General features: G+C 67.3%; 23 protein-coding genes. 9 read left to right on the top strand and 14 right to left on the bottom strand.

Translation table 11 applies throughout. The features are described 5' to 3' along the window. Positions 1–29: 29 nt before the first annotated feature. Positions 30–440: a hypothetical protein gene (locus OY559_RS11155; protein WP_277726338.1), complete on the top strand. Its 411-nt coding sequence runs from the start codon at positions 30–32 to the stop codon at positions 438–440. Between the two features lie 65 nt (positions 441–505). Here the strand turns inward: OY559_RS11155 and OY559_RS11150 are convergent, their stop codons facing one another. After that, a complete protein-coding gene (locus OY559_RS11150; protein ID WP_277726337.1) occupies positions 506–913 on the bottom strand; it encodes a GFA family protein in 408 nt (135 codons plus the stop codon). 85 nt (positions 914–998) lie between these two features. Between OY559_RS11150 and OY559_RS11145 the strand changes: the two genes are divergently transcribed. After that, positions 999–1,952: a helix-turn-helix transcriptional regulator gene (locus OY559_RS11145; protein ID WP_277726336.1), complete on the top strand. Its 954-nt coding sequence runs from the start codon at positions 999–1,001 to the stop codon at positions 1,950–1,952. Positions 1,953–2,069: 117 nt separating this feature from the next. On the opposite strand, the gene OY559_RS11140 is transcribed toward OY559_RS11145, so the two are convergent. Then, positions 2,070–2,696, bottom strand: coding sequence for a TetR/AcrR family transcriptional regulator (locus OY559_RS11140; protein ID WP_192202629.1), 627 nt, complete (start codon positions 2,694–2,696; stop codon positions 2,070–2,072). 8 nt (positions 2,697–2,704) lie between these two features. Further along, positions 2,705–2,962 carry an acyl-CoA-binding protein gene (locus OY559_RS11135; RefSeq protein ID WP_192202628.1) on the bottom strand — a complete coding sequence of 86 codons (258 nt, stop codon included), beginning with the start codon at positions 2,960–2,962 and terminating at the stop codon, positions 2,705–2,707. A 152-nt stretch (positions 2,963–3,114) separates the two neighbouring features. Between OY559_RS11135 and OY559_RS11130 the strand changes: the two genes are divergently transcribed. Continuing rightward, entirely contained in the window at positions 3,115–5,103 is a 1,989-nt protein-coding gene (locus OY559_RS11130) for an SDR family oxidoreductase (RefSeq protein ID WP_277726335.1), read from the top strand. Between the two features lie 678 nt (positions 5,104–5,781). On the opposite strand, the gene OY559_RS11125 is transcribed toward OY559_RS11130, so the two are convergent. The 4 genes from OY559_RS11125 to OY559_RS11110 form a co-directional block, all read right to left on the bottom strand. Next, complete coding sequence (locus OY559_RS11125; RefSeq protein WP_277726334.1) at positions 5,782–6,255, bottom strand: group II truncated hemoglobin; 474 nt, start codon at positions 6,253–6,255, stop codon at positions 5,782–5,784. Positions 6,256–6,285: 30 nt separating this feature from the next. Next, positions 6,286–7,236 (bottom strand): restriction endonuclease, encoded by a 951-nt coding sequence (locus OY559_RS11120; RefSeq protein WP_277726333.1) that lies wholly within the window; start codon positions 7,234–7,236, stop codon positions 6,286–6,288. Between the two features lie 243 nt (positions 7,237–7,479). After that, a complete protein-coding gene (locus tag OY559_RS11115) occupies positions 7,480–8,046 on the bottom strand; it encodes a phasin family protein (protein ID WP_277726332.1) in 567 nt (188 codons plus the stop codon). A gap of 95 nt (positions 8,047–8,141) precedes the next feature. Beyond that, a complete protein-coding gene (locus OY559_RS11110) occupies positions 8,142–9,386 on the bottom strand; it encodes a patatin-like phospholipase family protein (RefSeq protein ID WP_277726331.1) in 1,245 nt (414 codons plus the stop codon). Positions 9,387–9,398: 12 nt separating this feature from the next. Between OY559_RS11110 and OY559_RS11105 the strand changes: the two genes are divergently transcribed. Next, positions 9,399–10,190, top strand: coding sequence for a DUF8198 family protein (locus OY559_RS11105; RefSeq protein WP_277726330.1), 792 nt, complete (start codon positions 9,399–9,401; stop codon positions 10,188–10,190). A gap of 3 nt (positions 10,191–10,193) precedes the next feature. Here the strand turns inward: OY559_RS11105 and OY559_RS11100 are convergent, their stop codons facing one another. Beyond that, the gene (locus OY559_RS11100; protein WP_277726329.1) at positions 10,194–10,469 is read right to left on the bottom strand and encodes a polyhydroxyalkanoic acid system family protein; all 276 of its coding nucleotides are present in this window, start codon (positions 10,467–10,469) and stop codon (positions 10,194–10,196) included. Between the two features lie 98 nt (positions 10,470–10,567). Here OY559_RS11100 and OY559_RS11095 point away from each other — a divergent pair, with 98 nt between their 5' ends. Then, positions 10,568–11,371: an FHA domain-containing protein gene (locus OY559_RS11095; protein WP_277726328.1), complete on the top strand. Its 804-nt coding sequence runs from the start codon at positions 10,568–10,570 to the stop codon at positions 11,369–11,371. Here the strand turns inward: OY559_RS11095 and msrQ are convergent. Both msrQ and msrP read right to left on the bottom strand, forming a co-directional pair. Beyond that, positions 11,340–11,969, bottom strand: a complete 630-nt coding sequence (gene msrQ, locus OY559_RS11090; RefSeq protein ID WP_277726327.1) for a protein-methionine-sulfoxide reductase heme-binding subunit MsrQ — start codon at positions 11,967–11,969, stop codon at positions 11,340–11,342. The two genes, OY559_RS11095 and msrQ, sit on opposite strands and share 32 nt — an antisense overlap. Positions 11,970–12,163: 194 nt before the next feature. After that, positions 12,164–13,132, bottom strand: a complete 969-nt coding sequence (gene msrP, locus OY559_RS11085; protein WP_277726326.1) for a protein-methionine-sulfoxide reductase catalytic subunit MsrP — start codon at positions 13,130–13,132, stop codon at positions 12,164–12,166. 205 nt (positions 13,133–13,337) lie between these two features. Here msrP and serC point away from each other — a divergent pair, with 205 nt between their 5' ends. The 3 genes from serC (at position 13,338) to aroA (ending at position 17,143) form a co-directional block, all read left to right on the top strand. Next, on the top strand, positions 13,338–14,423 hold the full coding sequence (gene serC / locus OY559_RS11080) for a phosphoserine transaminase (protein WP_277726325.1): 1,086 nt from the start codon (positions 13,338–13,340) through the stop codon (positions 14,421–14,423). A 115-nt stretch (positions 14,424–14,538) separates the two neighbouring features. Further along, on the top strand, positions 14,539–15,690 hold the full coding sequence (gene pheA, locus OY559_RS11075) for a prephenate dehydratase (RefSeq protein WP_277726324.1): 1,152 nt from the start codon (positions 14,539–14,541) through the stop codon (positions 15,688–15,690). A gap of 142 nt (positions 15,691–15,832) precedes the next feature. Further along, on the top strand, positions 15,833–17,143 hold the full coding sequence (gene aroA / locus OY559_RS11070; RefSeq protein WP_277726323.1) for a 3-phosphoshikimate 1-carboxyvinyltransferase: 1,311 nt from the start codon (positions 15,833–15,835) through the stop codon (positions 17,141–17,143). 220 nt (positions 17,144–17,363) lie between these two features. Here the strand turns inward: aroA and OY559_RS11065 are convergent, their stop codons facing one another. Then, positions 17,364–17,927, bottom strand: coding sequence for an energy transducer TonB (locus OY559_RS11065; protein WP_277726322.1), 564 nt, complete (start codon positions 17,925–17,927; stop codon positions 17,364–17,366). Positions 17,928–18,301: 374 nt separating this feature from the next. Beyond that, positions 18,302–18,949, bottom strand: coding sequence for an energy transducer TonB (locus OY559_RS11060; RefSeq protein WP_277726321.1), 648 nt, complete (start codon positions 18,947–18,949; stop codon positions 18,302–18,304). A gap of 111 nt (positions 18,950–19,060) precedes the next feature. Between OY559_RS11060 and serS the strand changes: the two genes are divergently transcribed. After that, positions 19,061–20,341, top strand: coding sequence for a serine--tRNA ligase (serS, locus tag OY559_RS11055; protein WP_277726320.1), 1,281 nt, complete (start codon positions 19,061–19,063; stop codon positions 20,339–20,341). A 192-nt stretch (positions 20,342–20,533) separates the two neighbouring features. On the opposite strand, the gene OY559_RS11050 is transcribed toward serS, so the two are convergent. Both OY559_RS11050 and OY559_RS11045 read right to left on the bottom strand, forming a co-directional pair. After that, positions 20,534–21,268, bottom strand: a complete 735-nt coding sequence (locus OY559_RS11050) for a DNA alkylation repair protein (protein ID WP_277726319.1) — start codon at positions 21,266–21,268, stop codon at positions 20,534–20,536. 58 nt (positions 21,269–21,326) lie between these two features. Beyond that, positions 21,327–21,905: an FMN-dependent NADH-azoreductase gene (locus OY559_RS11045; RefSeq protein ID WP_277726318.1), complete on the bottom strand. Its 579-nt coding sequence runs from the start codon at positions 21,903–21,905 to the stop codon at positions 21,327–21,329. Between the last annotated feature and the right edge of the window lie 19 nt (positions 21,906–21,924).

The raw sequence follows: 21,924 nt of genomic DNA, 5'->3' as shown, positions 1-21,924 counted from the left end.
GCCGTCGTGGTCGGCATATGGACTGCCCCATGGCCGCCAAGAAGACCACCCGCAAGACGCCCGAACCCACCCTCCGCCACGTCTGGCTTGCCGGACTGGGCCTGATCGCCGTCACGAGGCGCGAGGCCGTTGCGGCCGCGAATGAAGCCGCCGGTCGCCTGCAGGCGGCGCGTGCGCAGGCCGGAAGCTTCGCCGGACAGGCGCAGCGCGATGTGCTGGGCCGCTTGGCCGAGGTGCGTGAACAGGGCGAAGCACGCGTGGGCCGGTTCAGTGCCGAGGTAGAGGCCCGCCTGCAACCGGTACTGACCAAGCTGGGCCTGAAGCAGCCCACCCGGAAGACCACGCCCCGCGCCCGCAAGAAGCCGGCCGCAAAGCGCGCCCGCGCCACGCCTGTCCGCAAGCCGGCGGCCAAACGGCCTGTGCGTCGCAGCAGGGCCTGACGGCCCACGGACGCGACGCGTCCCGAACGCCCCGGTTCCCGGGGCGTCCTGTCATGCGGTCCCGATCAGAGATGCGCGGTGACGGCGGGTTCGGAGAACCAGTCGTTGTCGCGGCCGTTGGCGTAGCGGATCGGGACCTGCGCCAGCGCGGCCGGCTCCACGTCATCCAGGCAGGCCAGGTTCACCGAGTAGTAGCGGCCGCCGAGGACTTCCAGCTCGCCCCGGCCGAACGACTTCACGCCGCAGTGCCGGCAGAATAGATGTTCGGCCACGCCGCTGCCGAAGGGGTAGCGGGTCAGCGCCTCTTCGCCCTGCCGCAGGCGGAAAGCATCCGGCCGGACCACCGTGCCCCAGTAGCGCGTCTTGGTACAGATCGAGCAGTTGCAACGGCCACTGCCGGCGGCCAGGTCGAGGTCGACTTCGTAACGCACGGCGCCGCAATGGCAGCTGCCCTGATAGGTCTGCACGGTCATGGGGTTTCCTTCCGGCGGGAGAGAGCTTCCAGTCTGGCCGACATCGAGGACAGAATCAGTCCTCAATGGGCGGCATACTGCACCCATGCTCAGCACATCGAACCGCCTGCTCCGCCTGCTGTCGCTGCTCCAGTCGCGCCGTCACTGGACGGGCGCGGAACTGAGCCAGCGGCTGGAAATCGACCGCCGCACGCTGCGCCGCGACGTGGAGCGCCTGCGCGAGCTCGGGTATCCCATCGATGCGTCGCCAGGCCTGGGTGGCGGCTACCGGCTGGGTTCCGGCGCGACCATGCCGCCCGTGCTGCTGGAGGATGACGAGGCCGTAGCCGTGGCGGTGGCACTGCGCACGGCGGCGGCCAGCGTGGGCCGGATGGAGGACACCGCGCTGCGGCTGCTGTCCAAGCTGGACCAGTGGTTGCCGGCGCGGTTGCGCAAGCGCGCCAGTGCCCTGTATTCGGTCACGCTGTCGCTCGCCGGCGGTGCGCCCACGTCCGATGTGGACGCGCTGCTGCGCATCGCCGGTGCCTGCCGCGACGGCTTCCGCCTGCGGATGCAGTACCGCGACCGCACGCAGCGAGCCAGCGAGCGCCTGATCGAACCGCTGCGTCTGGTGCATACCGGCAGCCGCTGGTACCTGGTGGCTTGGGACCTGAAACGCGAGGACTGGCGGACGTTCCGCGTGGACCGCGTGCAGGCGCTGCACGATACCGGCACCCAGTTCCCGCCGCGCGAGTTTCCCGGTGACGTGGCGGACTACGTCGCGAAGTCGATCACCCAGCCGTTCACCCGCTTCCAGGTAAGGCTGCGGCTGCCGGGGTCGGTGGAAGAGCAGGCGACACGGGTGCCCACCTGGTGCGGGATCCTGGAAGCCGGCGACGCACACCACTGCGTGCTGGAGCTGGGCGCCGAATCCGTCGAGGCGCTGCTCGCGCTGCTGGCGCTGGTGGGGCCGGAGTTCGAGATGCTGGATGATCGCGGCCTGCTGCCGGAACTGCGTGCGGCGTCGGCGCGGCTGGGCGATGCGCTGGCGGCGGCCTGATTCCCGGCTTCGCCGACGCAATGGTAGGAGGGGCTTCAGCCCCGACGCCTTTCCTACGGTCCTCGTTGATCCGACTGCACAGCGTCGGGGCTGAAGCCCCTCCTGCAGGCAAGCACGCTAGTTCGTATAGGCCTGCGTCAGCGTGTTCAGGTGCACACGTTCCGCGTCGCGCAGGAACGGTGCCACCAGCATCATCACCTGCACGATGCCCTGGCGGATGGCGGCCTGTTCGTCCTTCTCGCCACGCGTCGACGCGTAGTTCAGCCAGAAGGTGGAGATGACCAGCACGTTGGTGGCGGTGGCGGCCAGTTCCGCCGCCGACGCCCGCATCACGCCGGCCTGGCCCATGCCGCGCATCACCGCGTGGGCGCTGTCGTCGGCGCGCTTGAGGATGCGGGCGAAGCGCATGCGCAGCCGCCGGTTGCGGCTCAGGATCTCCACCAGGTCCCGATACAGGAAGCGGTAGTCCCAGATGCACTCGAACACGAGGTGCAACTGCAGCCAGATGTCCTCCAGCCCCGGCAGCCGGTCGGTGGGAGGCGTCAGCGCAGCGTCCATCCGCTCTTCGTACCGCGCGAAGAGCTGTTCGATGATGTCGTCCTTGTTGCGGAAGTGGTAGTACAGATTGCCCGGGCTGATCTCCAGCTCGTCGGCGATGTGGTTGGTGGTTACATGCGGCTCGCCCTGCGTGTTGAACATCGCGAGGGCGGCGTCGAGGATGCGCTGGCGGGTATCGCGCGCCACGTCGGGCTTCAGGCCAGCAGCTTCTTCACCAGGTCCACGTACTTCTTCTGTGCGTCCTCCTGCGCCGTGCCCTTGAGCTTGGCCCAGGCTTCGTACTTGGCGGTGCCGACGAAGTCGAAGAAACCCGGCTTGTCACCCTTCACATCACCTTCCGCGCCTTGTTTGTAAAGGCCGTAAAGCCGCAGCAACGTGTCGTTGTCCGGGCGCTCGGACAGCGTCTGGATGTCCTTGGATGCCTGGTCGAACGCGCTCTTGAGGTCTGCCATGGATGATCCCTCCCAGTGATCCAGGCCATCACACCACGGGTGGTGGAAGCGGTCAATGCGTGACGGGATTGTCGAATCTGGGCGGCTCTGGCAAGTTAGGCCGCAGGGCAGTCGGAGGGGCTCGCCCATACAACTCGAGGATAGGGGTCGTCATGAGCTATTTCGTCACGGGCGCCACAGGATTCATTGGCCGTTACCTGGTCGGCAATCTCCTCAAGCGCAGCGGGACGGTCCACGTGCTGGTCCGCAAGGACTCGCAGAAGAAGTTCGACGCCATCGCGAAGAAGGCCGGCTGGGACATGAAGCGCGTGTCCGTGGTGCACGGCGACATGACCAAGCCCAAGTGCGGCCTGACACCCGCGCAGTTGCGTGCACTGACCGGCAAGGTGAAGCATTTCTTCCACCTGGCAGCGATCTATGACCTGACCGCGACCCGCGAAGCGCAACAGGCCGCCAACATCGACGGCACCCAGCATGCGCTCGACCTGGCCGCCGCCTTGAAGGCCGGCTGCTTCCACCACACCAGTTCCATCGCAGCCGCCGGGCTTTATCCGGGCATCTTCCGCGAGGACATGTTCGAGGAAGCCGAAGGACTGGATGATCCCTACCTGCGCACCAAGCACGAATCCGAGGGGCTGGTGCGCAACGAGAAGCGCATCAAGTGGCGCATCTACCGTCCGGGCATGGTGGTGGGCCATTCGAAGACCGGCGAGATCGACAAGATCGACGGCCCGTACTACTTCTTCACCCTGATCAAGAAGCTGCGCGAGCTGCTCCCGCAGTGGGTGCCGGTGCTGGGCATCGAAGGCGGGCGCATCAACATCGTGCCGGTGGACTTCGTCGCTGACGCGATGGACCACATCGCGCACAAGCCCAAGCTGGATGGCCATACCTTCCACCTGACCGATCCCGAGCCGATGCGCGTGGGCGAAGTGCTCAATACGTTCTGCCGGGCCGGCCACGCGCCGGAAATGACCATGCGGATCGATGCGCGCATGTTCGCCTTCGTGCCGGGCAGCATCCGCATGGCGGTGGGCAACCTGCCGCCGGTGCGGCGCTTCATCGGCATGCTGCTGCGCGACTTCAAGATCCCGAAGGAAGTGTTGAAGTTCATCACCTATCCGACGCGCTTCGACAGCCGCGAGACCGAGCGGGCACTGAAGGGCAGCGGCATCGCCGTGCCGCGCCTGGACGACTACGCGTGGCGCCTGTGGGATTACTGGGAGCGCCACCTCGATCCGGACCTGTTCATCGACCGCTCGCTGAAGGGCAAGGTGCGCAACAAGGTGGTGGTCATCACCGGCGGCTCGTCCGGCATCGGCCTGTCGACGGCGCAACGCGTGGCGGAGGCCGGCGCCACCACGATCATCGTGGCGCGTGGCGAGGAGGAACTGTTCAAGGCCCGCGACGACATGAAGAAGGCGGGCGGCAAGGTGTTCGCCTATACCGCCGACCTGGCCGACATGGCCGACTGCGACCGCCTGGTGAAGACGGTGCTGGACGAGCACGGGCATGTCGACATCCTGATCAACAATGCCGGCCGCTCGATCCGCCGCTCCATCGAGGCCAGCTACGACCGCTTCCACGATTTCGAGCGCACGATGCAGCTGAACTACTTCGGCAGCATCCGCCTGATCATGGGCTTCCTGCCGAAGATGACCGAGCGCCGCAAGGGCCACATCATCAACATCAGCTCGATCGGCGTGCTGGCCAATTCACCGCGTTTTTCGGCCTACGTCGCATCGAAGGCGGCGCTGGATGCATTCAGCCGCTGCGCGCAGGGCGAGTTGTCGGGCAAGGGCATCAGCTTCACCACCATCAACATGCCGCTGGTGAAGACGCCGATGATCGCGCCCACCAAGATGTACGACAGCGTGCCGACGCTGTCGCCGGAGGAGGCGGCCGACCTGCTGGTCAAGGCCATCATCGAGAAGCCAAGCCGCATCGCCACGCGCCTGGGCATCTTCGCCGCGCTGGTCAATGCGGTGGCCCCGAAGGCCTACGAGGTGGTGATGAACACCGCGTTCGAGCTGTTCCCGGATTCGGCCGCCGCCAAGGGCGATCGCAAGGCGTTGAAGGAAGCCGCACCCAGCCAGGAGCAGATTGCGTTTGCTTCGTTGATGCGGGGCGTGCACTGGTAGGCGTCGATGCGGATCTCCTGGGCTAGGACGCTCGGGCTGGGCTGCGTGCTCCTGGTGGGCATCGGGGTCGGCATGTGGTTGCTGTTATCCCGCGTCTTGGGCGAGCGCGATGCTTGGCTAGCCGCGTGGACCGCTGAGGGTGCGCGTGCCGCCGCGCGGTACGAAATCGATGCGTACCTGGAAGGCAAGTTGATACCCCAGCGGGCCATGTCGTGCGGTGCGCAGGAGTGGGTTGTTGTCCTAGCCGGTGGTGCATGCTCCTCGGAGACCGTCATCCACGCGAGATCGTCGAAGGACGGTGGCGAGGCAAGGCTGAGGCCGTCGAAAGGCGCCGGGTATCGTTGGAAGGGCTAATTCCATCGTGATATCGACATGGTGTTGAGTCCGCAGCAGTCCGCACGCTTTCGCGAACTGGCGACGCGTGCGTTGGCGCTGCCTGACGCTTACAGGGCAGGCTGCACAGGAGTTCCCTGCCTGCAATCCGGATTCGCCGCTTGCGTCGATGGTGACTGGTGATCGGCCTATGGCCCGCCGGAGCGATTCACCGCAGGAGATCGCAGGGAACCGGGGGACGAACTTTGGTCGGATGCTTTGGCGATTCTCCGGGTCGAGACAGCGCTCGACCCGGACGATTACGTCATTTGCATGTAAGCGATGACGTTGCCGGGACAGGAGACTTTAGCCTTCGTCCGCCCACCGCAACGGCACCGCCTGCATGTTCCGCATATGCAGCGCCAGCGGCTCGATGCGCGACCACAGGAACTCGCGCAGTTCGACGTCTTCGACCGTTTCGGTCATCGCGCCATGGAAGCAGGCCAGCCAGCCGCTGGCTTCCTCCATGCCGATCCGGAAGGGCAGGTGGCGGGCGCGCAGCATCGGGGCGCCGTGCTTCTGCGTGAACAGCGGCGGGCCGCCGAGCCAGCCGCTCAGGAACTCGAATAGCTTCTGTTCGCTGCCGTCGAGTGAGGCCGGGTGCTGCGCGCGCACCGCGGCGGCTTCCGGCAACGTGTCCATCAGCGCATACATGCGCTGCGTCATCCGGCGCAGGCCGGCTTCGCCGCCGATGCGGTCGTAGGGCGTGGGAGCGGCGGGATCGTTCATCGGATCGGAAGGCGTGTCGATGGCGGCAGCATCATCCTGCAGCGACGCCAAGGCGACCAGCGACGAAGTGTCGCGGCGGCCTCACATCGTCTTGCACTGGCGCCAGCGCACCGGTTCGCTGCTGCCCGGCGGCGGGTTGAGCTGCACGCGGGTGGCACGCAGGGCCGGGTAGCGCTCCAGCTCCAGGCAGATCGACGGCCAGATGTCCTTCTCACTGCCCACCCGATCGATACTCAGCGTCAGCTTGGTCTGCCAGACGCCGCGGGTGATGCCGGGGGTTTTCGACAGCGCCTGGAGCACGCTGCGCATCTGTGCTTCCAGTTCTTCCTGCGTCGGTTCACGGAAGGCTTCCTGTGGCGCAGGCGTCGCGGGTGCAGGTGCGCTGACCGTTCGCGCCGGCACGGGTGCTGCGGGCCGCACATCGACGCGTGTGTCCGCCGATTGCCTGCCGGCCCAGCCCGCCATGGCAAGGGCACCCACCGTCACCGCGCCGAGCCAACTGATGCCGATATGCCGTTTGGCGCGCGCCGATGCGTACGTCACGATCTGCTCGCGCAGGCTTGGTTCGATCAGGTGCCTGACTTCCGGCCACAGACGAGGGCCGTCGAGCAACTCGATATTGTTGCCCTGGGCCGCATCGCGGCCCTCCTTTTCCACTTTGCCCTCGGTGGCGAGGATGCCGCCGGTGGCGGCGCCCAGGCGAATGCTGGCGGCTAGCTCCTGTACCGGGGCCGCGGCGATCCGGTAGGCCGAACCATGCTTGCACGAGAGCAGCCACTTCTCCTGGCCGCGCGCGAGCAGGAAGGTGGTCTGGGGTTCGCGGGACTCCTGGGGATCGGCGCCGGCTTCGACCAGGCCACGGCCCGCCATCGCGGCGAGGACGAGTTTGGAAAACTCCCTCCAGCGCAGGCCCGAGAGGGCGTGCAGCCCGTAGGACATTTCGTCGCTGGGGCGGCGCACCAGCCAGAGGTAGGCGGTGGCTGCCGCACCGGTCACAAGGGTGACCGCCAAACCGAGGAGCCAAATGGACATGCGTCGCGGGTGCGTTGTTGTTATTAGGCCCGCGATTCTACCGGGCCGTACCCATGGCTGTCTGTGTCGGCTCAGGCGAGTGCCGGGCGGCGGGCAAAGAAGAGCCCGCCAGTCCGAAGCCGTAAGGGGAGGGGAGCAAACGAACTTCGATGGACTGGCGGGCTGGAATGATTGTTACGCCATTCGATGTTGCCGCGCAACAAAATTTTGTTCAGAAATACGCATGAAAATGCGCGTGCAACCTTATGGTGCAGCCTTCTTGCGCGCTGCACGTTTCGCGGGCGTTTTCTTCGCGGCAGGCGCCGGTTTTTTGACGGCCGGCCTGGCGCTGCGCTTGGCACGGGACGGCTTGGCGGCCGGCGCACCGCCCATCGTGCGCAGTTGCGCATTCAGTGCGTCGACACGATCGATGAGTGCGGACAGATCCTCGCGGCTGGGCACCTCGAGACGGCGCAGTGCGCGATGCACGCGCTCTTCGAACACCTTCTCCAGGCGGTCCCAGGTATCCGAGGCGCGCTCGCGCGCCTGGCCGACGGTGGTCTCCATCGCGTCGCGCATGGCCTGGGCCTTGCCGCCCGCCACCTTGCGCGTGGTCTGCTCCAGCGACAGGCCTTCCTTCACGAGGGTTTCGAACAACTTGGTGCCTTCGGCCTGCGCGCGCCCGAAAGCCCCCACGCCAGCCAGCCACACCTGCTGTGCGGATTCACCCAGGCGCTTGGACATCTGCTCGGCCTGGGCCTGCAGGTTGTCGTTCTTGGAAGCGGATGCAGAAGCGGTTTTCTTGCGTGCGGATTTCTTCAGCGTGGCCATGGCGTTCCATCAGGGAGTGGGGTGGGGGATTGCGTTCCAGAATCGGCGTGCTGTCTAGAGTTTTCACACCAGCCGGTGACGCGGCCGTGAGCGCATCAGCCGCGATGGGCTGCGCGATGCCGCGACACGATCTGGTCCACGTCGTCCAGGGCGCGCCGCAGGCGGGCGGTGGTTTCGGTCATGCGCGGCGTCACGTCCAACCCGTCGAGGATGGAGCGGTGGCGGTCGTTGACGATGTCCTCGTTGTAGCGGATGCCGTGCGCGGCCAGCATGGGCTTGAGCACCGGTGCGCGCTTGCGCAGGTCGGCCAGCGTGTTGCGGTAGGCCAGTTGGCAGACGCGGTGGCGAGAGGAGAAGCTGAAGAGGTTGGTGAAGAACAACTCGCTGTCGTCCGAATTGGGCTCGAACACCAGCTGGTCGATATCCGGGTACCGATGCGGATACTTCTCCATGCCGATCTGCATGCGCGATTGCAGCAGCGTGCGCAGGGTCTGCGACAGCACGGCCGGCAGGCCGCCGCTGGCCAGGCCTACCTGTTCGGCTTCGTCGGCCTGCGGGGTGGCCTGGTTGGCGTCGAAAGGTACCAGCGGGTTGATGCCGATCATCAGGTCGATGCCGCGGTCCAGCACGGTGCTCGCATGCATGGTCCGGCGCAGGGCGCCGTCGAGGAAATGGCGGCCACCGATTTCCACCGGCGGATACAGCCCGGGCAGGGCGGAACTGGCCTGCACGGCGCGTGAGATCGGGATGTCGTCCCAGCCTTCCTCGCCGAAGCGCACCGCCTCGCCGCTGTCGAGGTCGACCGCGACCACGAAGAGATCCGCATCGAGCGTACGGAAATCATTGCTGCGGCCGCGACGGCTGAAGATGTCGCGCAGGAAGTGCTCGACTTCCTCGTTGTCGAAGATGCCGGTGGGCACCAGGCCGCCGAAGCGCAGGAACAGGTCCGACCAGCGCGTCGCGCGGCGGGGATTGCGTACCAGTCGCGACAGCCAGTCGGCATACAGGCCGGGCAGGCTGGCCGCGCGGCGCAGGTACTCGCCGACATTCGGGCGCAGGAAGGTTTCGGGCCGGAACTCGGCGTCGTCGCTGGTGCCGGTGATGAAGATGCGGCACATCTCGGCCGTGCCCATCCGGTTGGCCAGCCCGGCAGCTAGGAAGGCGCCGGAACTGACCCCGACGTAGCAGTCCATCCGGGTCAGGTCCAGGCCGTCGAGGGCTTCGTCCAGGGCACGCAGTGCGCCCAGCTCGTACATGCCCCCGATGGGGCCGCCGCCGGCGATGGCCAGCCCGATCTTGCCGTTGTGGCCCCGCCGCCGCGCACTGTGGATCGAAAGCATGTACTACCCGTGGTGACCTTGCCGCCCGAGTGTAGCCGACCCGCCGCCCGGTTGCGGCGCCCGCAGCGGGCCCGGATCATGGCCGGCATGGCCTCAGGAAATCCCTTGATCGAACGCGTGGGCAGGCGCTTGGCCTGGCACCAGGCCCTGCATGATCCGGTGCAGGAGCCCCGCAACCGGCTGCGCTGGCTGCCGGAGCTGCGGCGCTGGCAGGCGGCGCGGCTGGAGACCAGCTTCGAGCACTTCCTGAACGACCCGAAGCGGCGCGCGGCGGCGATGTTCTTCCTGACCGATGTCTATGGTGACCACGATTTCAGCAAGCGCGACGCCAATGTCGCCAAAGTGATGCCGATGATGCAGCGCCTGCTGCCCGGCGCCGTGCTGGACACCGTGGCGCACGGGATCGAGCTGGGTGTGCTGACGCATGCGCTGGACATGCGCATGGCTGAAGCGCTGCATCGGCTGGCGCCGAATCGCCGCAAGCTGGACGCCGGGCTTTATGGGCGTGTTTATCGTGAGGTGGGACTGCCGCGCTTGCGCGGGCACCAGATCGACCTGATCGCCGAGGTGGGCGTGGGCCTCGCGCGGGCGGTGAAGACCCCCGGCGTGGCCACGCTGCTCAAACTGTCGCGCGGGCCGGCAAAGGCGACCGGGCTGGGTGAGCTCCAGGGATTCCTGGAGCGGGGCTTCGCGGCCTTCGCTGCCCTGGGCGATGGCAAGGCCTTCGTGCGCGACATCGAGCGGGCGGAGCGCGCCGTGTCGCAGCGCCTGTACGAGGACGAACCCGATCCGTTCCGCGACTGACGTTCAGTCGAACTTGTCGCTGAGGACCCGGCGGATCTCGGCCTCGATCGGACCTTTCATGGCCGACAGCAGGAAGCCGAGGTTGGCGGTGACGCGCAGCGTGTCGGCGAACAGGGCGATGCTTCCTTCCACGCCCGAACGGCTGAAGTTCAGCGTATCGCCGTCCCAGCCGTAGTCCATGTCGAAGCGCTCGGACAGTTTCTTCGCCACGTCTTCGACCGCCTTGCGTGCCTGCTTGGGCGATTTGGAATGCGGATGGTGGATGTCGATGCTGGCCATGCGGGGGCTCCCTTTGTGCGGCGCTATTCTGCGCAGCGTGGCGGCATATGCCAAGCCGGGGCTGCCGGATCGGCCTCAACCTGATAGGCTCCCGGGGCGTGCAGAACCTCAGACTTCACTTCGCAAACCGCCCTTCGCCCGACCGGCCGCTGACCACCGGCGTGCATCGCATCGTGCGTGAAGCGGCAGGTACCGTGGGTGTCGGGGATTCGCCGCAGGGTGCACTGCTCGCGCAGATATGCGTGGACCGGCGCGGCCTCTGGCTGCAGGTGGCCAACGGCATGCGGGGTGTGCACATCAACGGCCGTCCGGTGAAGCGCATGGCGGTACTGCGGCCCGGCGATGCGGTGTACGTGGAAGGCGTGGAACTGCTGCTGCAGTCGGGCTACCAATCCGCTGCCGATCTCCGGGAAAGCGACGCCGGCCAGGGCGATGTCCGCGTGGTGCTGCGGGGCCTGGGGGGCAAATACCACGGCAAGAGCATTTCGCTGGAGCAGCCGCGTGTGGTCGGGCGTGCGCGCGATGCCCATATCCGCGTCGACGATCCGGCATTCGCCGAGCGGCACGCGCGGCTGGAGCTGCGTGGTGAACGCGTCCTTCTGCGCGACCTCGGATCCGCCGACGGCACCCGGGTGAATGGTGTGGCGGTGCGCGATGCACTGCTCGTGGCCGGCGACCAGATCGTCTTCGATGCCCAGCATCGTTTCGTCCTGGAAGTGCCGTGGGCACCCAGCGCGACCGTGGACGAGCCTGCGCTGATGGGCGAGACGGGCGCGTTGCCGGCTTCCTCTGAAGCCGCGACACCATCTTCGTCATCGGTGTTGCGTTGGCCCTGGCTGCTGCTCGCGGCGCTGTTGATGGCAGGCGCGCTCAGCGCACTGCTGCTGTTCGGCGCGGGCTGAACCGCTTCCACGCGCGCCAGCCCAGCAGGGCGGCGAGGATGGCCGCGTACAGCAACGGCTCGCGGATGTCGGATTTCACCAGCCACCAGAAATGCAGCACGGCCAGCACGCCGATGGCATATACGAGCTTGTGCAGTTGGCCCCAGCGACGGCCGAGACGGCGCATCCATCCCAGCGTCGACGTGACGGCCAACGGCACCAGCAGCAGCCAGGCGGTGAAGCCGACGGTGATGTAGGGACGTTTGACGATGTCCTCGAAGATCTGGGTCCAGTAGCCGCGCAGGTCCAGGCCCAGGTACACCGCCAGGTGCAGCGTGGCGTAGAAGAACGCGTACAGGCCGAGCATCCGCCGGAAGCGCAGCAAGGCGGACTGTCCGGTCAGCTGGCGCAGCGGCGTGACGGCCAGCGCGACCATCAGCAGGCGCAGCGCCCACAGTCCCGTGCGGTGTTCGATCTCGGCCACCGGGTCCGCACCCAGTGCGTCGCTGCCGTTGCGCCAGACGTCGTGGAACTGCCAGGCCAGGAGCGCCAGCGGGGTGAGCGCGAGGGCGTGGACCAGGATCTTGGCGGCGATGATGCGCGGGGACGTCTTGGGCATGCGTGGTGGGGTCGGTGTCGGGAAGGAGGTGGTGGCCTCAGGTGGGAACGCGTGAGCATCGAACGCATGGGCTCCGGCGTTCGAGCTCACCAGTGACGCATCTGCGCATGGGATGGTTCGACACGTTCACCGCCCGCGGAACCCGGGTGCGCGACCCACGCAGAGCCTGAAGACGAGGTTTCCGGACCTTGCCTTCAGTACCACTTCTTCAAGTCCATGCCGGCGTACATCGAGGCCACCTGGTCGGCATAGCCATTGAACATGCGTGTCGGGATGCGCTCGGCGAACAGCTTGCTCTGCTTGCCGGCGATGCGGCGTTCGGTCTTCTGGCTCCAGCGCGGATGGTCGACGCTCGGGTTCACGTTGGAAAAGAAGCCGTACTCCGACGGCTGCAGGTCGTGCCACGCGGTTTCCGGCATCTTCTCGACGAATTTGATCTCGACGATCGACTTGATGCTCTTGAAGCCATACTTCCACGGCACCACCAGTCGCAGCGGCGCGCCGTTCTGCTGCGGCAGCGGCTTGCCGTACAGGCCGGTGGCCAGCAGGGTGAGGGGATGCATCGCCTCGTCGATGCGCAGGCCTTCGCGGTAGGGCCAGTTGATCGAGGGGTAGCGCACGTCCGGCATCTGCACCGGATCGGCGAGGGTGGTGAAGGCGACGTACTTCGCCTTGGAAGTGGGCTGGAACTTCTTCAGCACCTCACCCAGCGGAACGCCCAGCCATGGGATCACCATCGACCAGCCCTCGACGCAGCGCAGGCGGTAGATGCGCTCTTCGGGTGCCAGGCCCTTCACCAGATCTTCCAGCGGGATCCGGCCCGGCTTCGCGCATTCGCCGCCCACCACCACCGACCAGGGCGAAGTCTTCAGCGTCTTGCGTGCGGTGGATGGGTCGGCCTTGCCGGTGCCGAACTCGTAGAAATTGTTGTAGCTGGCCACGTCTTCGTAGCGGGTCAGTTCTTCCGTCGTGCGGAATCCGGACCGCGCCTGCTCGGGTGTCACCGCGATCCTCGGCGGAGGCGGCGGCTCGGCCTCCGCGCAACCGGACAGGGCCAGCGCCGGCGCCATCGCGAAGGCACGCAGCAGGGCGCGGCGCTCCCGGTACACGGACTCGTCGGTGATCTCGGAGGAGGGGATTCGCAAAGCGTCGCGCAGGGACATGGGGGAGCTCCGGAACGTTGCAGAGGTTGTTGGACGTCTGTACGGCGGGAAAATTCCCGGCTCGCGCACGACCTGTCGCAAGCCTATACGTCCACGACCGGGTGCGGGATGCAGTCCGTCCGCATTTCATGCCCCAACGTCCGCATGGTTGCCCCTGCAACGGATGCGCTGCGGCATACTAGCCGTTCATTCTTCCAGGTGCCCCATGACGCGCGCGTTCAACTTCAGTGCCGGTCCCGCCACGTTGCCCGAGTCGGTACTGCGGCAGGCCCAGGCCGAGATGCTCGACTGGAACGGCATCGGCGCGTCCATCGTGGAAATCAGCCATCGCAGCCAGGATTTCATCGCGGTGGCCGCGCAGGCCGAAGCCGACCTGCGCGCTCTGGTCGGCATCCCGGACGACTATGCCGTGCTGTTCCTGTCCGGTGGCGCCACCACCCACCAGGCATTGCTGGCGCTGAACTTCGCCGCCCCCGGCCAGGTGGTCGACTATGTGGTGACCGGTCACTGGGGCAAGACCGCGATCAAGCAGGCCAGGCCGTACTGCACCGTCAACATCGCGGCCGATGGCGAGGCCGGCGGCTTCCACAACATCCCGCCGCGCGACAGCTGGAAGCTCACACCCGGCGCCGCCTACGTGCACATCACCGCCAATGAAACCATCCACGGCGTCGAGTTCCGCGATACGCCGGACGTGGGCGCAGTCCCGCTGTTCGCCGACTTCAGCTCGTCGATCGCCTCCGAGCCGCTGGATGTGTCGAAGTACGGGGTGATCTATGCCGGTGCGCAGAAGAACCTGGGCCCGGTGGGCGTTGCGGTGGTCATCATCCGCAAGGACCTGTTCCAACGCAGCGGGCAGCCGCGGGCCGACATCTTCGACTACCGCTCGCATGCCGAACGCGACTCCATGCTCAACACGCCGCCGACCTGGAACTGGTACCTGGCCGGGCTGGTGTTCAAGTGGATGCTGGCCGAAGGCGGCGTGGCCGAATTCGCGCGCCGCAACGCCATGAAGTCGTCGCTGGTCTATGGCGCCATCGATGCGTCGGGCGGCTTCTACCGCAATGACGTGGCGCCGGCCGTGCGCTCGCGGATGAACATCCCCTTCTTCCTGCCCGACGAGACGCTGACCTCCCGCTTCGTGGCCGAATCCAAGGCAGCCGGCCTGCTGGCGCTGAAAGGGCACAAGGCGGTCGGCGGCATCCGAGCGTCCCTGTACAACGCGCTGCCGGTGGAAGGTGCGCAGGCGCTGGTCGATTTCATGCGCGATTTCCAGCAGCGCAACGGATGAAGCATCCCTCTCGATCCGGTGTGGGAGCGACGTAAGTCGCGATGAAGCGTTACCGGTAAATCTTCGCGACTTACGTCGCTCCCACAGGGATGCGACCGGATTACGGAAAACCCCGATGGCCTCCAAACCCAGCAAGAAACCCGCAAAGCCCGCCGCCGGCAAGAAAGCAGACGTCACGACTGCCCCCGCACCGGCCCTCTCCGACGTGCGCGCCAAGATCGACGGCATCGACCGCCAGATCCAGTCGCTGATCGCCGAGCGCGCGCGCTTCGCCCACCAGGTCGGCAAGGCCAAGGGCAAGCTCGCCGCGGCCGTCGACTACTACCGCCCGGAGCGCGAAGCGCAGGTGCTGCGGATGGTGGTGGACCGCAACGAAGGCCCGCTCAGCGACGAAGTGCTGGTGCATGTCTTCCGCGAGATCATGTCCGCCTGCCTCGCCCAGCAGGAACCACTGAAGATCGGCTACCTCGGCCCGGAAGGTACCTTCAGCCAACAGGCGGTGCTGAAGCACTTCGGCCGCTCGGCGCACGGGCTGCCGCTGGCGAGCATCGAAGAAGTCTTCCAGGAAGTGGCCAGCGGCAACGCCGATTTCGGTGTGGTGCCGGTGGAGAACTCGGGGCAGGGCACCATCCAGATCACCCTGGATATGTTCCTGACATCGGACCTGAAGATCTGCGGCGAAGTCGAGTTGCGCGTGCACCAGTTCCTGATGTCGCGGACCGGCCGCATCGACGACATCGAACGCATCTACGCGCACCCGCAGTCCTTCGCGCAGACCGCGGGCTGGCTGCGCGCGAACCTGCCGAAGGTGGAGAAGGTGCCGGTGTCGAGCAACGCCGAGGGCGCGCGCCGTGCACGCGGCAACGACGATGCCGCAGCCATCGGTGGCGAGAGCGCTGCCCACGTGTACGGCCTGAAGAAGGTCGTCATGAGCCCGATCCAGGACGACAAGGACAACACCACGCGCTTCCTGGTGATCGGCCGCAGCATCTTCCCGCCGTCGGGCCACGACCGTACCTCGGTGCTGGTCTTCATCCACGACAAGCCCGGCGCGCTGTTCGACGTGCTCAGCCCGTTCGCGCGCCACGGCATCAGCATGAACCGCATCGAATCGCGCCCGTCGCACCACGCCAAGTGGGAGTACGGCTTCTTCATCGACCTGGCCGGCCATATCGACGACGAGTCGATGAAGCAGGCACTGGCCGAGCTGAAGCAGCATTCGGCGCAGATCAAGGTGCTGGGCTCGTACCCGGTCGCGGTGCCTTGACGCACATCCTTCCTCCGCTTGCGGGGGAAGGTGCCCGAAGGGCGGATGGGGGCGAACCGTGAATGCTTGCCCACCGCGCCCGCTTGCCCCCACCCCAGCCCTCCCCCGCAAGCGGGGGAGGGGGTAGAACACGAGAGATGGAATGAGCAGCAAGCAAGACTGGATCGCCTCCGCCGGCCACCCCCTGCGGGGCACCCTCGACATCCCCGGCGACAAGTCGGTATCGCACCGCGCGGTGATGTTCGCCGCACTCGCCGATGGCACGTCGACGGTCGACGGCTTCCTGGAAGGCGAGGACACCCGCGCCACCGCCGCTATCTTTTCGCGCCTGGGCGTGCAGATGGAAACCCCGTCGCCGTCGCGCCGCATCGTCCACGGCGTGGGCGTGGATGGCCTGAAGCCTGCCGACGGCGCGCTCGACTGCGGCAACGCCGGCACCGGCATGCGGCTGCTCGCGGGCCTGCTGGCCGCGCAGCCTTTCGACAGTGTGCTGGTCGGCGACGAATCCTTGTCCAAGCGCCCCATGCGCCGCGTCACCGGGCCGCTTTCCTCGATGGGCGCGCGCATTGACACCGAAGAAGGCGGCCTGCCACCGCTGCGCATCCACGGAGGCCAGCCGCTCACCGGCATCGACTACACGCTGGAGGTCGCCAGCGCGCAGGTGAAGTCTGCGGTACTGCTGGCCGGCCTGTATGCAGACGGCGAGACCGTGGTGCGCGAGCCGCATCCCACCCGCGACTACACCGAGCGGATGTTGAAGGCGTTCGGCGTCGACATCGACTTCTCGCCCGGCTTCGCGCGGCTGCGCGGCGGGCAGCGGCTGAAGGCCACCGACATCGCCGTGCCCGCGGATTTCTCGTCGGCCGCATTCTTCCTGGTCGCCGCCAGCATCATTCCCGGCTCTGAACTGCGCTTGCGCGCCGTCGGCCTGAACCCGCGCCGCACCGGCCTGTTGCAGGCACTGCGCCTGATGGGCGCGGACATCACCGAAGAGAATGCCAGCGAGCACGGCGGCGAACCGGTAGCCGATCTCGTGGTGCGTCACGCCCCGCTGCATGGCATCGAGGTGCCCGAAGCGCTGGTGCCGGACATGATCGACGAGTTCCCGGCGCTGTTCATCGCCGCAGCCCGCGCCGAAGGGCCGACTGTCGTGCGGGGCGCGGCGGAACTGCGGGTGAAGGAATCGGACCGCCTCGCCAGCATGGCCAACGGCCTGCGTGCGCTGGGCCTGCGCGTGGACGAGACGCCCGACGGCGCAACGATCTTCCCGGGCGAACTGCAGGGGGGTGAAGTCGACAGCCATGGCGACCATCGCATCGCGATGGCGTTCTCGATTGCGGGTCAGCTCGCGAAGGGCGAGATCCGCATCGGCGACGTCGCCAACGTGGCCACCTCGTTTCCGAACTACGACGGCCTGGCGACCGGCGTGGGGTTCGCGTTGCGGAAGGCGTGACGCTTTCGCGTTCTGTAGGAGCGACGTGAGTCGCGACCGCAGACCCTGAGTTCCTGTGTGGTTCTCCCATCCGCGGGTGCTTGACGCGATCCTGGCGCGGAAGGGGCACGGTCGCGACTTACGTCGCTCCTACAAGAAGCCAGACATAAGAAAGGGGGACGCCTGCCCGCGTCCCCCTTCTACTTTCCTCGTCAGCTCCTTGTGCGGAGCGATGCAGCACTCAGATGGGCCTGAAGTCCACCGGCACCTTCACGCTGGTGGCGATCGCCTTGCCATTGCGCATGGCAGGCTCGAAGCGCCACTGGCGCACGGCACTCAGCGCGGCGCGGTCCAGATCGCGTTCGCCGCTGCGCTCGATCACGCGCACGTCGACCGGATTGCCCTGGGCATCCACCTCGGCCAGCACCACCACGGTGCCACCGACGCCGGCACGCAGCATCGAAGCGGGGTACTTCGGCTCGGCGTTGCTGGCGAGCGGGCTGGCCTCACGACTGATCATGGCCTGACGGGCGGCTGCGCGTTCGGTACGTTCGCGGTTGGCGGCCTCGGTGACACGCTCTTTGGCGGGCGTGGTCGCTGTCGGCTCATCCATGACCGGTGCGGGCAGGGTCGCCACCGGGGTTTCGGCCGGACCGCGCGACTGGCTCCACCAGATCAGGCCGCCTGCGGTGACCGCAAAGGCGAACAGCACCAGCAGGACAGGGGATGTGGTGCGGCGCGGTTCAACCGTGGTGTCTTGCACGGTATCCGGGGTGCGGTATTCGTTGTTCGTGGGCATCGACATGTGAACCTCCGTTTCGCGTTGTGGGTTCCGCGTTGGAACGGTGCAGAGTCTTTGCGTGGGGATGTTTGCGATGCGTGATTCCGCGATGAAGTGGGCCGGGCGGAGTTCAGCTAGCGGAATACACGTTCATCCGTGTGCACGCAGCGTGCATGCGGAAAGTCTCGCAGACCTGTCGCCTGTCGCGGGCGTCGAAGCTGTACTCCGTTCGTGGTGAGCCCGTCGAACCACGCTCTTCGCGGAAAAGCGACAAACCACGGCAGCACAGAAGCGAGGTCCGACGGACTCACCACGAGCGGCTTTCATGCGGTTTCGATTGTCAGGTTGAGTTGTCGACTGGCTCCTGCCGCATCGTGTGCGATGCAGGCAACCAACGATCACCGCATCTTGAAATCGATCGGCACCGTCACCGCGCCCGGCACCGGCTGGCCATCGCGCTGCGCCGGCTGGAAGCGCCAGCGACGCACGGCCGCCACCGCGGCGCGATCCAGATCGCGGGAGCCGCTGCGCTGGGCCACGTCGACCGACGTGGGAACGCCATCCGCACCCACTTCTACCCGCACCATCACCGTGCCTTCCGCGCCATTGCGCATGGCCGAGGGCGGGTATTCGGGCGCGGGTGTCTGGCCGGGGATCGGCACCGGCACCTCGCCGGGGGCGAGCGGGACGCCTGCCGCCGACGGCGTCGCACTGACCGGTGCCGTGGCTACCGGGGTCTCCGACACGGGCGCGGGCATCGGCTTTTCTTCCACCAGCTGCGGGCGCTCCTCGGCGGGCGGTCGCGGTGCGGGTTCTTCCATGCCGCTCGCGCCATCGCCGGTGGAAAGGGGTTCGGGCAGCGCCTCGATCGGCAGCGATTTGCCGGGCGCGGTGGCTTCGGGTGTGTAGAACCCGTCGTCGCGGCCCGCCCACCAGACGATCACGAACAGCAGCAGGCCGATGCCGAAGGCGATGGCGGCGTTGCGCAGGGCGGTGCGAGGCAGGCGGAAGGTGAAGTGCGGTTCGTGCGGTTGCTGGGCCGACATGGGAGTCACCGGTGAAGTCGCGCCGATTCTTGCACAGCCGCCGTTAACCGCGCGGGCAACCGGTCGCAGATGGGCGATAATGCCGACTTCCCACGCCAGACTGCTGTTTCCATGCTCGATCCCGTCCTGCTCCGCACCCAGCCCGCCGAACTCGCCCAGCGCCTCAAGGAGACCCGCGGTTTCGACCTGGATGTGTCTCGCATCGCCGAGCTGGAAGCGTCCCGCAAGCAGATCCAGAAACGCACCGAGGAACTGCAGAACTTGCGCAATACGCGCTCCAAGGCCATCGGCCAGGCCAAGGCCAAGGGCGAGGACGTGTCCGCACTGATGGCGGAAGTGGCCGGCTTCGGCGACGAGCTGAAGGCTTCGGAAGCGAGGCTGGACGAGATCCGCGCCGAGATCGAGGGCATCGCCCTGGGTATCCCCAACCTGCCGCACGCCAGCGTGCCGGTGGGCAGCGACGAGGCCGGCAATGTCGAACAGCACCGCTGGGGCACGCCGCGCACGTTCGACTTCCCGGTGAAGGACCATGTGGAACTCGGCGCCCGCCACGGCTGGCTCGATGCCGACACCGCCGCCAAGCTGTCCGGCGCGCGCTTCACCGTGCTGCGTGGCCAGCTGGCCCGCCTGCACCGCGCACTCGCGCAATTCATGCTCGACCTGCACACCAACGAACACGGTTACGAAGAAACCAGCGTGCCGGTGATCGTCAACGCCGATTCCATGCGCGGCACCGGCCAGCTGCCGAAGTTCGAGGAAGACCTGTTCGCCACGCAGCTGGGCGAACACAAGCGCTACCTGATCCCGACGTCCGAAGTGCCGCTGACGAATATCGTGCGCGACGAGATCCTCGACGACGCCCGCCTGCCGCTGCGCATGACCGCGCATTCGATGTGCTTCCGCTCCGAAGCCGGCAGCGGCGGCCGCGATGTGCGCGGCATGATCCGCCAGCACCAGTTCGAGAAGGTGGAACTGGTCTCCATCGCGCGCCCGTCGGAAAGCTACGACGAGCAGGAGCGCATGACCCGCGCCGCCGAGACCGTGCTGGAGAAGCTTGGACTGCCGTACCGCCGCATGCTGCTGTGCACCGGCGACATGGGCTTCGGCGCCACCAGGACCTTCGACCTGGAAGTCTGGCTGCCATCGCAGGACATGTACCGCGAGATTTCCTCCTGCTCCAACTGCGAGGATTTCCAGGCCCGCCGCATGCAGGCCCGCTGGCGCAATCCGGCCACCGGCAAGCCCGAGCCGGTGCACACCCTCAACGGTTCCGGCACGGCCGTCGGCCGTGCGCTGATCGCGGTGATGGAGAACTACCAGAACGCCGACGGCTCGATCACCGTGCCTGAGGTGCTGCGGCCATATATGGGTGGCGCGGACCGCATCGCCTGACGCTGTATCCCTTCTCCCCGCGAGCGGGGAGAAGGTGCCCGGAGGGCGGATGAGGGGCGCTCTTGGCGCAGAATTCTCCGCATTCCGGTTGCAGACGCGCGTTGAGCGTTGATCGCGGCGGAAGGCCTACCTCTCCGCTCGCCCCTCACCCGCCTTCGGCACCCTCTCCCCGCACGCGGGGCGAGGGGAGCATCACGCCTTCTTCGCACGTCCCTTCGTCGCCTTCGCCACCTTGGCGAGCACCGCCGCGCGGCCCAGATCGCGCAGCGCGTCCTTGCCGACCCAGCGTCGCGCCGGATCGTCGGTCGCCGCAAGCGCGGTGGCCCGGTCGATCGCCTCCGCATGCAACGCCGCATTGCGGTGGCCGATGGCACGCAGCGCCCAGCTCACGCCCTTGCTGACGAAGTTGCGCGCATCGCCGGCCGCTGCGTCCACATGCGCCAGCCCCGCGAGGAAGGGCGCATCCGGCGTGTGGCGGTCGTGCACCGCCAGCCCGGCCAGCAGCGCGAACGCCGCGCGTTTCTCGAATTCGCCGCGCCTGAGCGCCCACGCATCGATCCGCCCCCACGCATGCGGGCTGCGGTCGAACAGGTGCAGGCACAGCGTGTCGCAGACCGCCCAGGTGTCGAACTGGCGGCACCAGCGGTCCATCCGGGCCGGGGTGAGGCGTGCGGGATCGGCGATGAAGGCCACCAGCAGGCGGGCTTCGTAGATGCCGCTGTCCCAGAGGGGCTGGGCCATGGCGTGACGACGGCCGATGCGCTTGCCGAGCGCCTGGATCTCGCGCATCGGCACGCCCAGCGCGTGCGTGTCGGGAATGCCGTAGCGCGCCAGCCCGGCGCGATGCGCGGGACTGGCGGCGTTCTTCAGTAGAGCGAGTGCTTGTGCCGGTTCGATGGCATCAGGCGGAGACCTTTTCGCGGGCATCGTCGGGGCACGGGGACGGAAGCCGGCAGCATACCGACCCCGTCCCGCGACCCGGGGCTCAGGCCGCCTTGCGCAGCGGCGTCGGGATGCTCGCCAGCGCGGCCTCGATGGCCTCGGCCTTGTGCTGCGGCGAATACGCCACGCGCTCGGCGCGGATGAACTCCACGTCGGTGATGCCGAGGAACTTGAACACCTGCGTCAGGTACGGCGCCACGAAGTCGATCGCCGTGCCGGCGTACTCGCCACCGCTGGCTTCGGCCACGATCACCTGCTTGCCGCCGGCCAAGCCGACGGGGCCGTTCTCGGTGTACTTGAAGGTGCGGCCGGCCACGGCCACGCGGTCGATCCAGGCCTTCAGCGTGGACGGCACGCCGAAGTTGTAGCGCGGGGCGCCCAGCACGATGACGTCGGCGGCAAGGAACTCCTGCATCGCCTGCTCGGCGGCTTGTGCGGCGGCGGCATCGCCCCCACCCAGTACGGCGTTGGTCAGGTGCGGCAGCGGATCGGTGTCGAGGTCGCGGTAGGTGACCTCCAGCCCGGGCACGCTGTCCTGCCAACGGGCTACGATGGCGGCGGTCAGTTGTCGGCTGACCGAGTTGGCGGCCAGGGCGCTGCTGTCGATATGCAATAGTTTCATGGTGGTTCTCCGGTCGGGA

The sequence above is a fragment of the Pseudoxanthomonas sp. SE1 genome (genome assembly GCF_029542205.1).
In the GTDB taxonomy this organism is placed as follows: domain Bacteria; phylum Pseudomonadota; class Gammaproteobacteria; order Xanthomonadales; family Xanthomonadaceae; genus Pseudoxanthomonas_A.
This window is presented reverse-complemented; position numbering and strand designations above follow the sequence as displayed.

What these genes read in the sequence shown, in the direction of transcription:
- OY559_RS11155 (WP_277726338.1), top strand. Translation starts at nt 30, where the DNA reads ATGGCCGCCAAGAAGACCACCCGCAAGACGCCCGAACCCACCCTCCGC.
- OY559_RS11150 (WP_277726337.1), bottom strand. Translation starts at nt 913, where the DNA reads ATGACCGTGCAGACCTATCAGGGCAGCTGCCATTGCGGCGCCGTGCGT.
- OY559_RS11145 (WP_277726336.1), top strand. Translation starts at nt 999, where the DNA reads ATGCTCAGCACATCGAACCGCCTGCTCCGCCTGCTGTCGCTGCTCCAG.
- OY559_RS11135 (WP_192202628.1), bottom strand. Translation starts at nt 2,962, where the DNA reads ATGGCAGACCTCAAGAGCGCGTTCGACCAGGCATCCAAGGACATCCAG.
- OY559_RS11130 (WP_277726335.1), top strand. Translation starts at nt 3,115, where the DNA reads ATGAGCTATTTCGTCACGGGCGCCACAGGATTCATTGGCCGTTACCTG.
- OY559_RS11120 (WP_277726333.1), bottom strand. Translation starts at nt 7,236, where the DNA reads ATGTCCATTTGGCTCCTCGGTTTGGCGGTCACCCTTGTGACCGGTGCG.
- OY559_RS11115 (WP_277726332.1), bottom strand. Translation starts at nt 8,046, where the DNA reads ATGGCCACGCTGAAGAAATCCGCACGCAAGAAAACCGCTTCTGCATCC.
- OY559_RS11110 (WP_277726331.1), bottom strand. Translation starts at nt 9,386, where the DNA reads ATGCTTTCGATCCACAGTGCGCGGCGGCGGGGCCACAACGGCAAGATC.
- OY559_RS11100 (WP_277726329.1), bottom strand. Translation starts at nt 10,469, where the DNA reads ATGGCCAGCATCGACATCCACCATCCGCATTCCAAATCGCCCAAGCAG.
- msrQ (WP_277726327.1), bottom strand. Translation starts at nt 11,969, where the DNA reads ATGCCCAAGACGTCCCCGCGCATCATCGCCGCCAAGATCCTGGTCCAC.
- msrP (WP_277726326.1), bottom strand. Translation starts at nt 13,132, where the DNA reads ATGTCCCTGCGCGACGCTTTGCGAATCCCCTCCTCCGAGATCACCGAC.
- serC (WP_277726325.1), top strand. Translation starts at nt 13,338, where the DNA reads ATGACGCGCGCGTTCAACTTCAGTGCCGGTCCCGCCACGTTGCCCGAG.
- pheA (WP_277726324.1), top strand. Translation starts at nt 14,539, where the DNA reads ATGGCCTCCAAACCCAGCAAGAAACCCGCAAAGCCCGCCGCCGGCAAG.
- aroA (WP_277726323.1), top strand. Translation starts at nt 15,833, where the DNA reads ATGAGCAGCAAGCAAGACTGGATCGCCTCCGCCGGCCACCCCCTGCGG.
- OY559_RS11065 (WP_277726322.1), bottom strand. Translation starts at nt 17,927, where the DNA reads ATGTCGATGCCCACGAACAACGAATACCGCACCCCGGATACCGTGCAA.
- OY559_RS11060 (WP_277726321.1), bottom strand. Translation starts at nt 18,949, where the DNA reads ATGTCGGCCCAGCAACCGCACGAACCGCACTTCACCTTCCGCCTGCCT.
- serS (WP_277726320.1), top strand. Translation starts at nt 19,061, where the DNA reads ATGCTCGATCCCGTCCTGCTCCGCACCCAGCCCGCCGAACTCGCCCAG.
- OY559_RS11050 (WP_277726319.1), bottom strand. Translation starts at nt 21,268, where the DNA reads ATGCCCGCGAAAAGGTCTCCGCCTGATGCCATCGAACCGGCACAAGCA.
- OY559_RS11045 (WP_277726318.1), bottom strand. Translation starts at nt 21,905, where the DNA reads ATGAAACTATTGCATATCGACAGCAGCGCCCTGGCCGCCAACTCGGTC.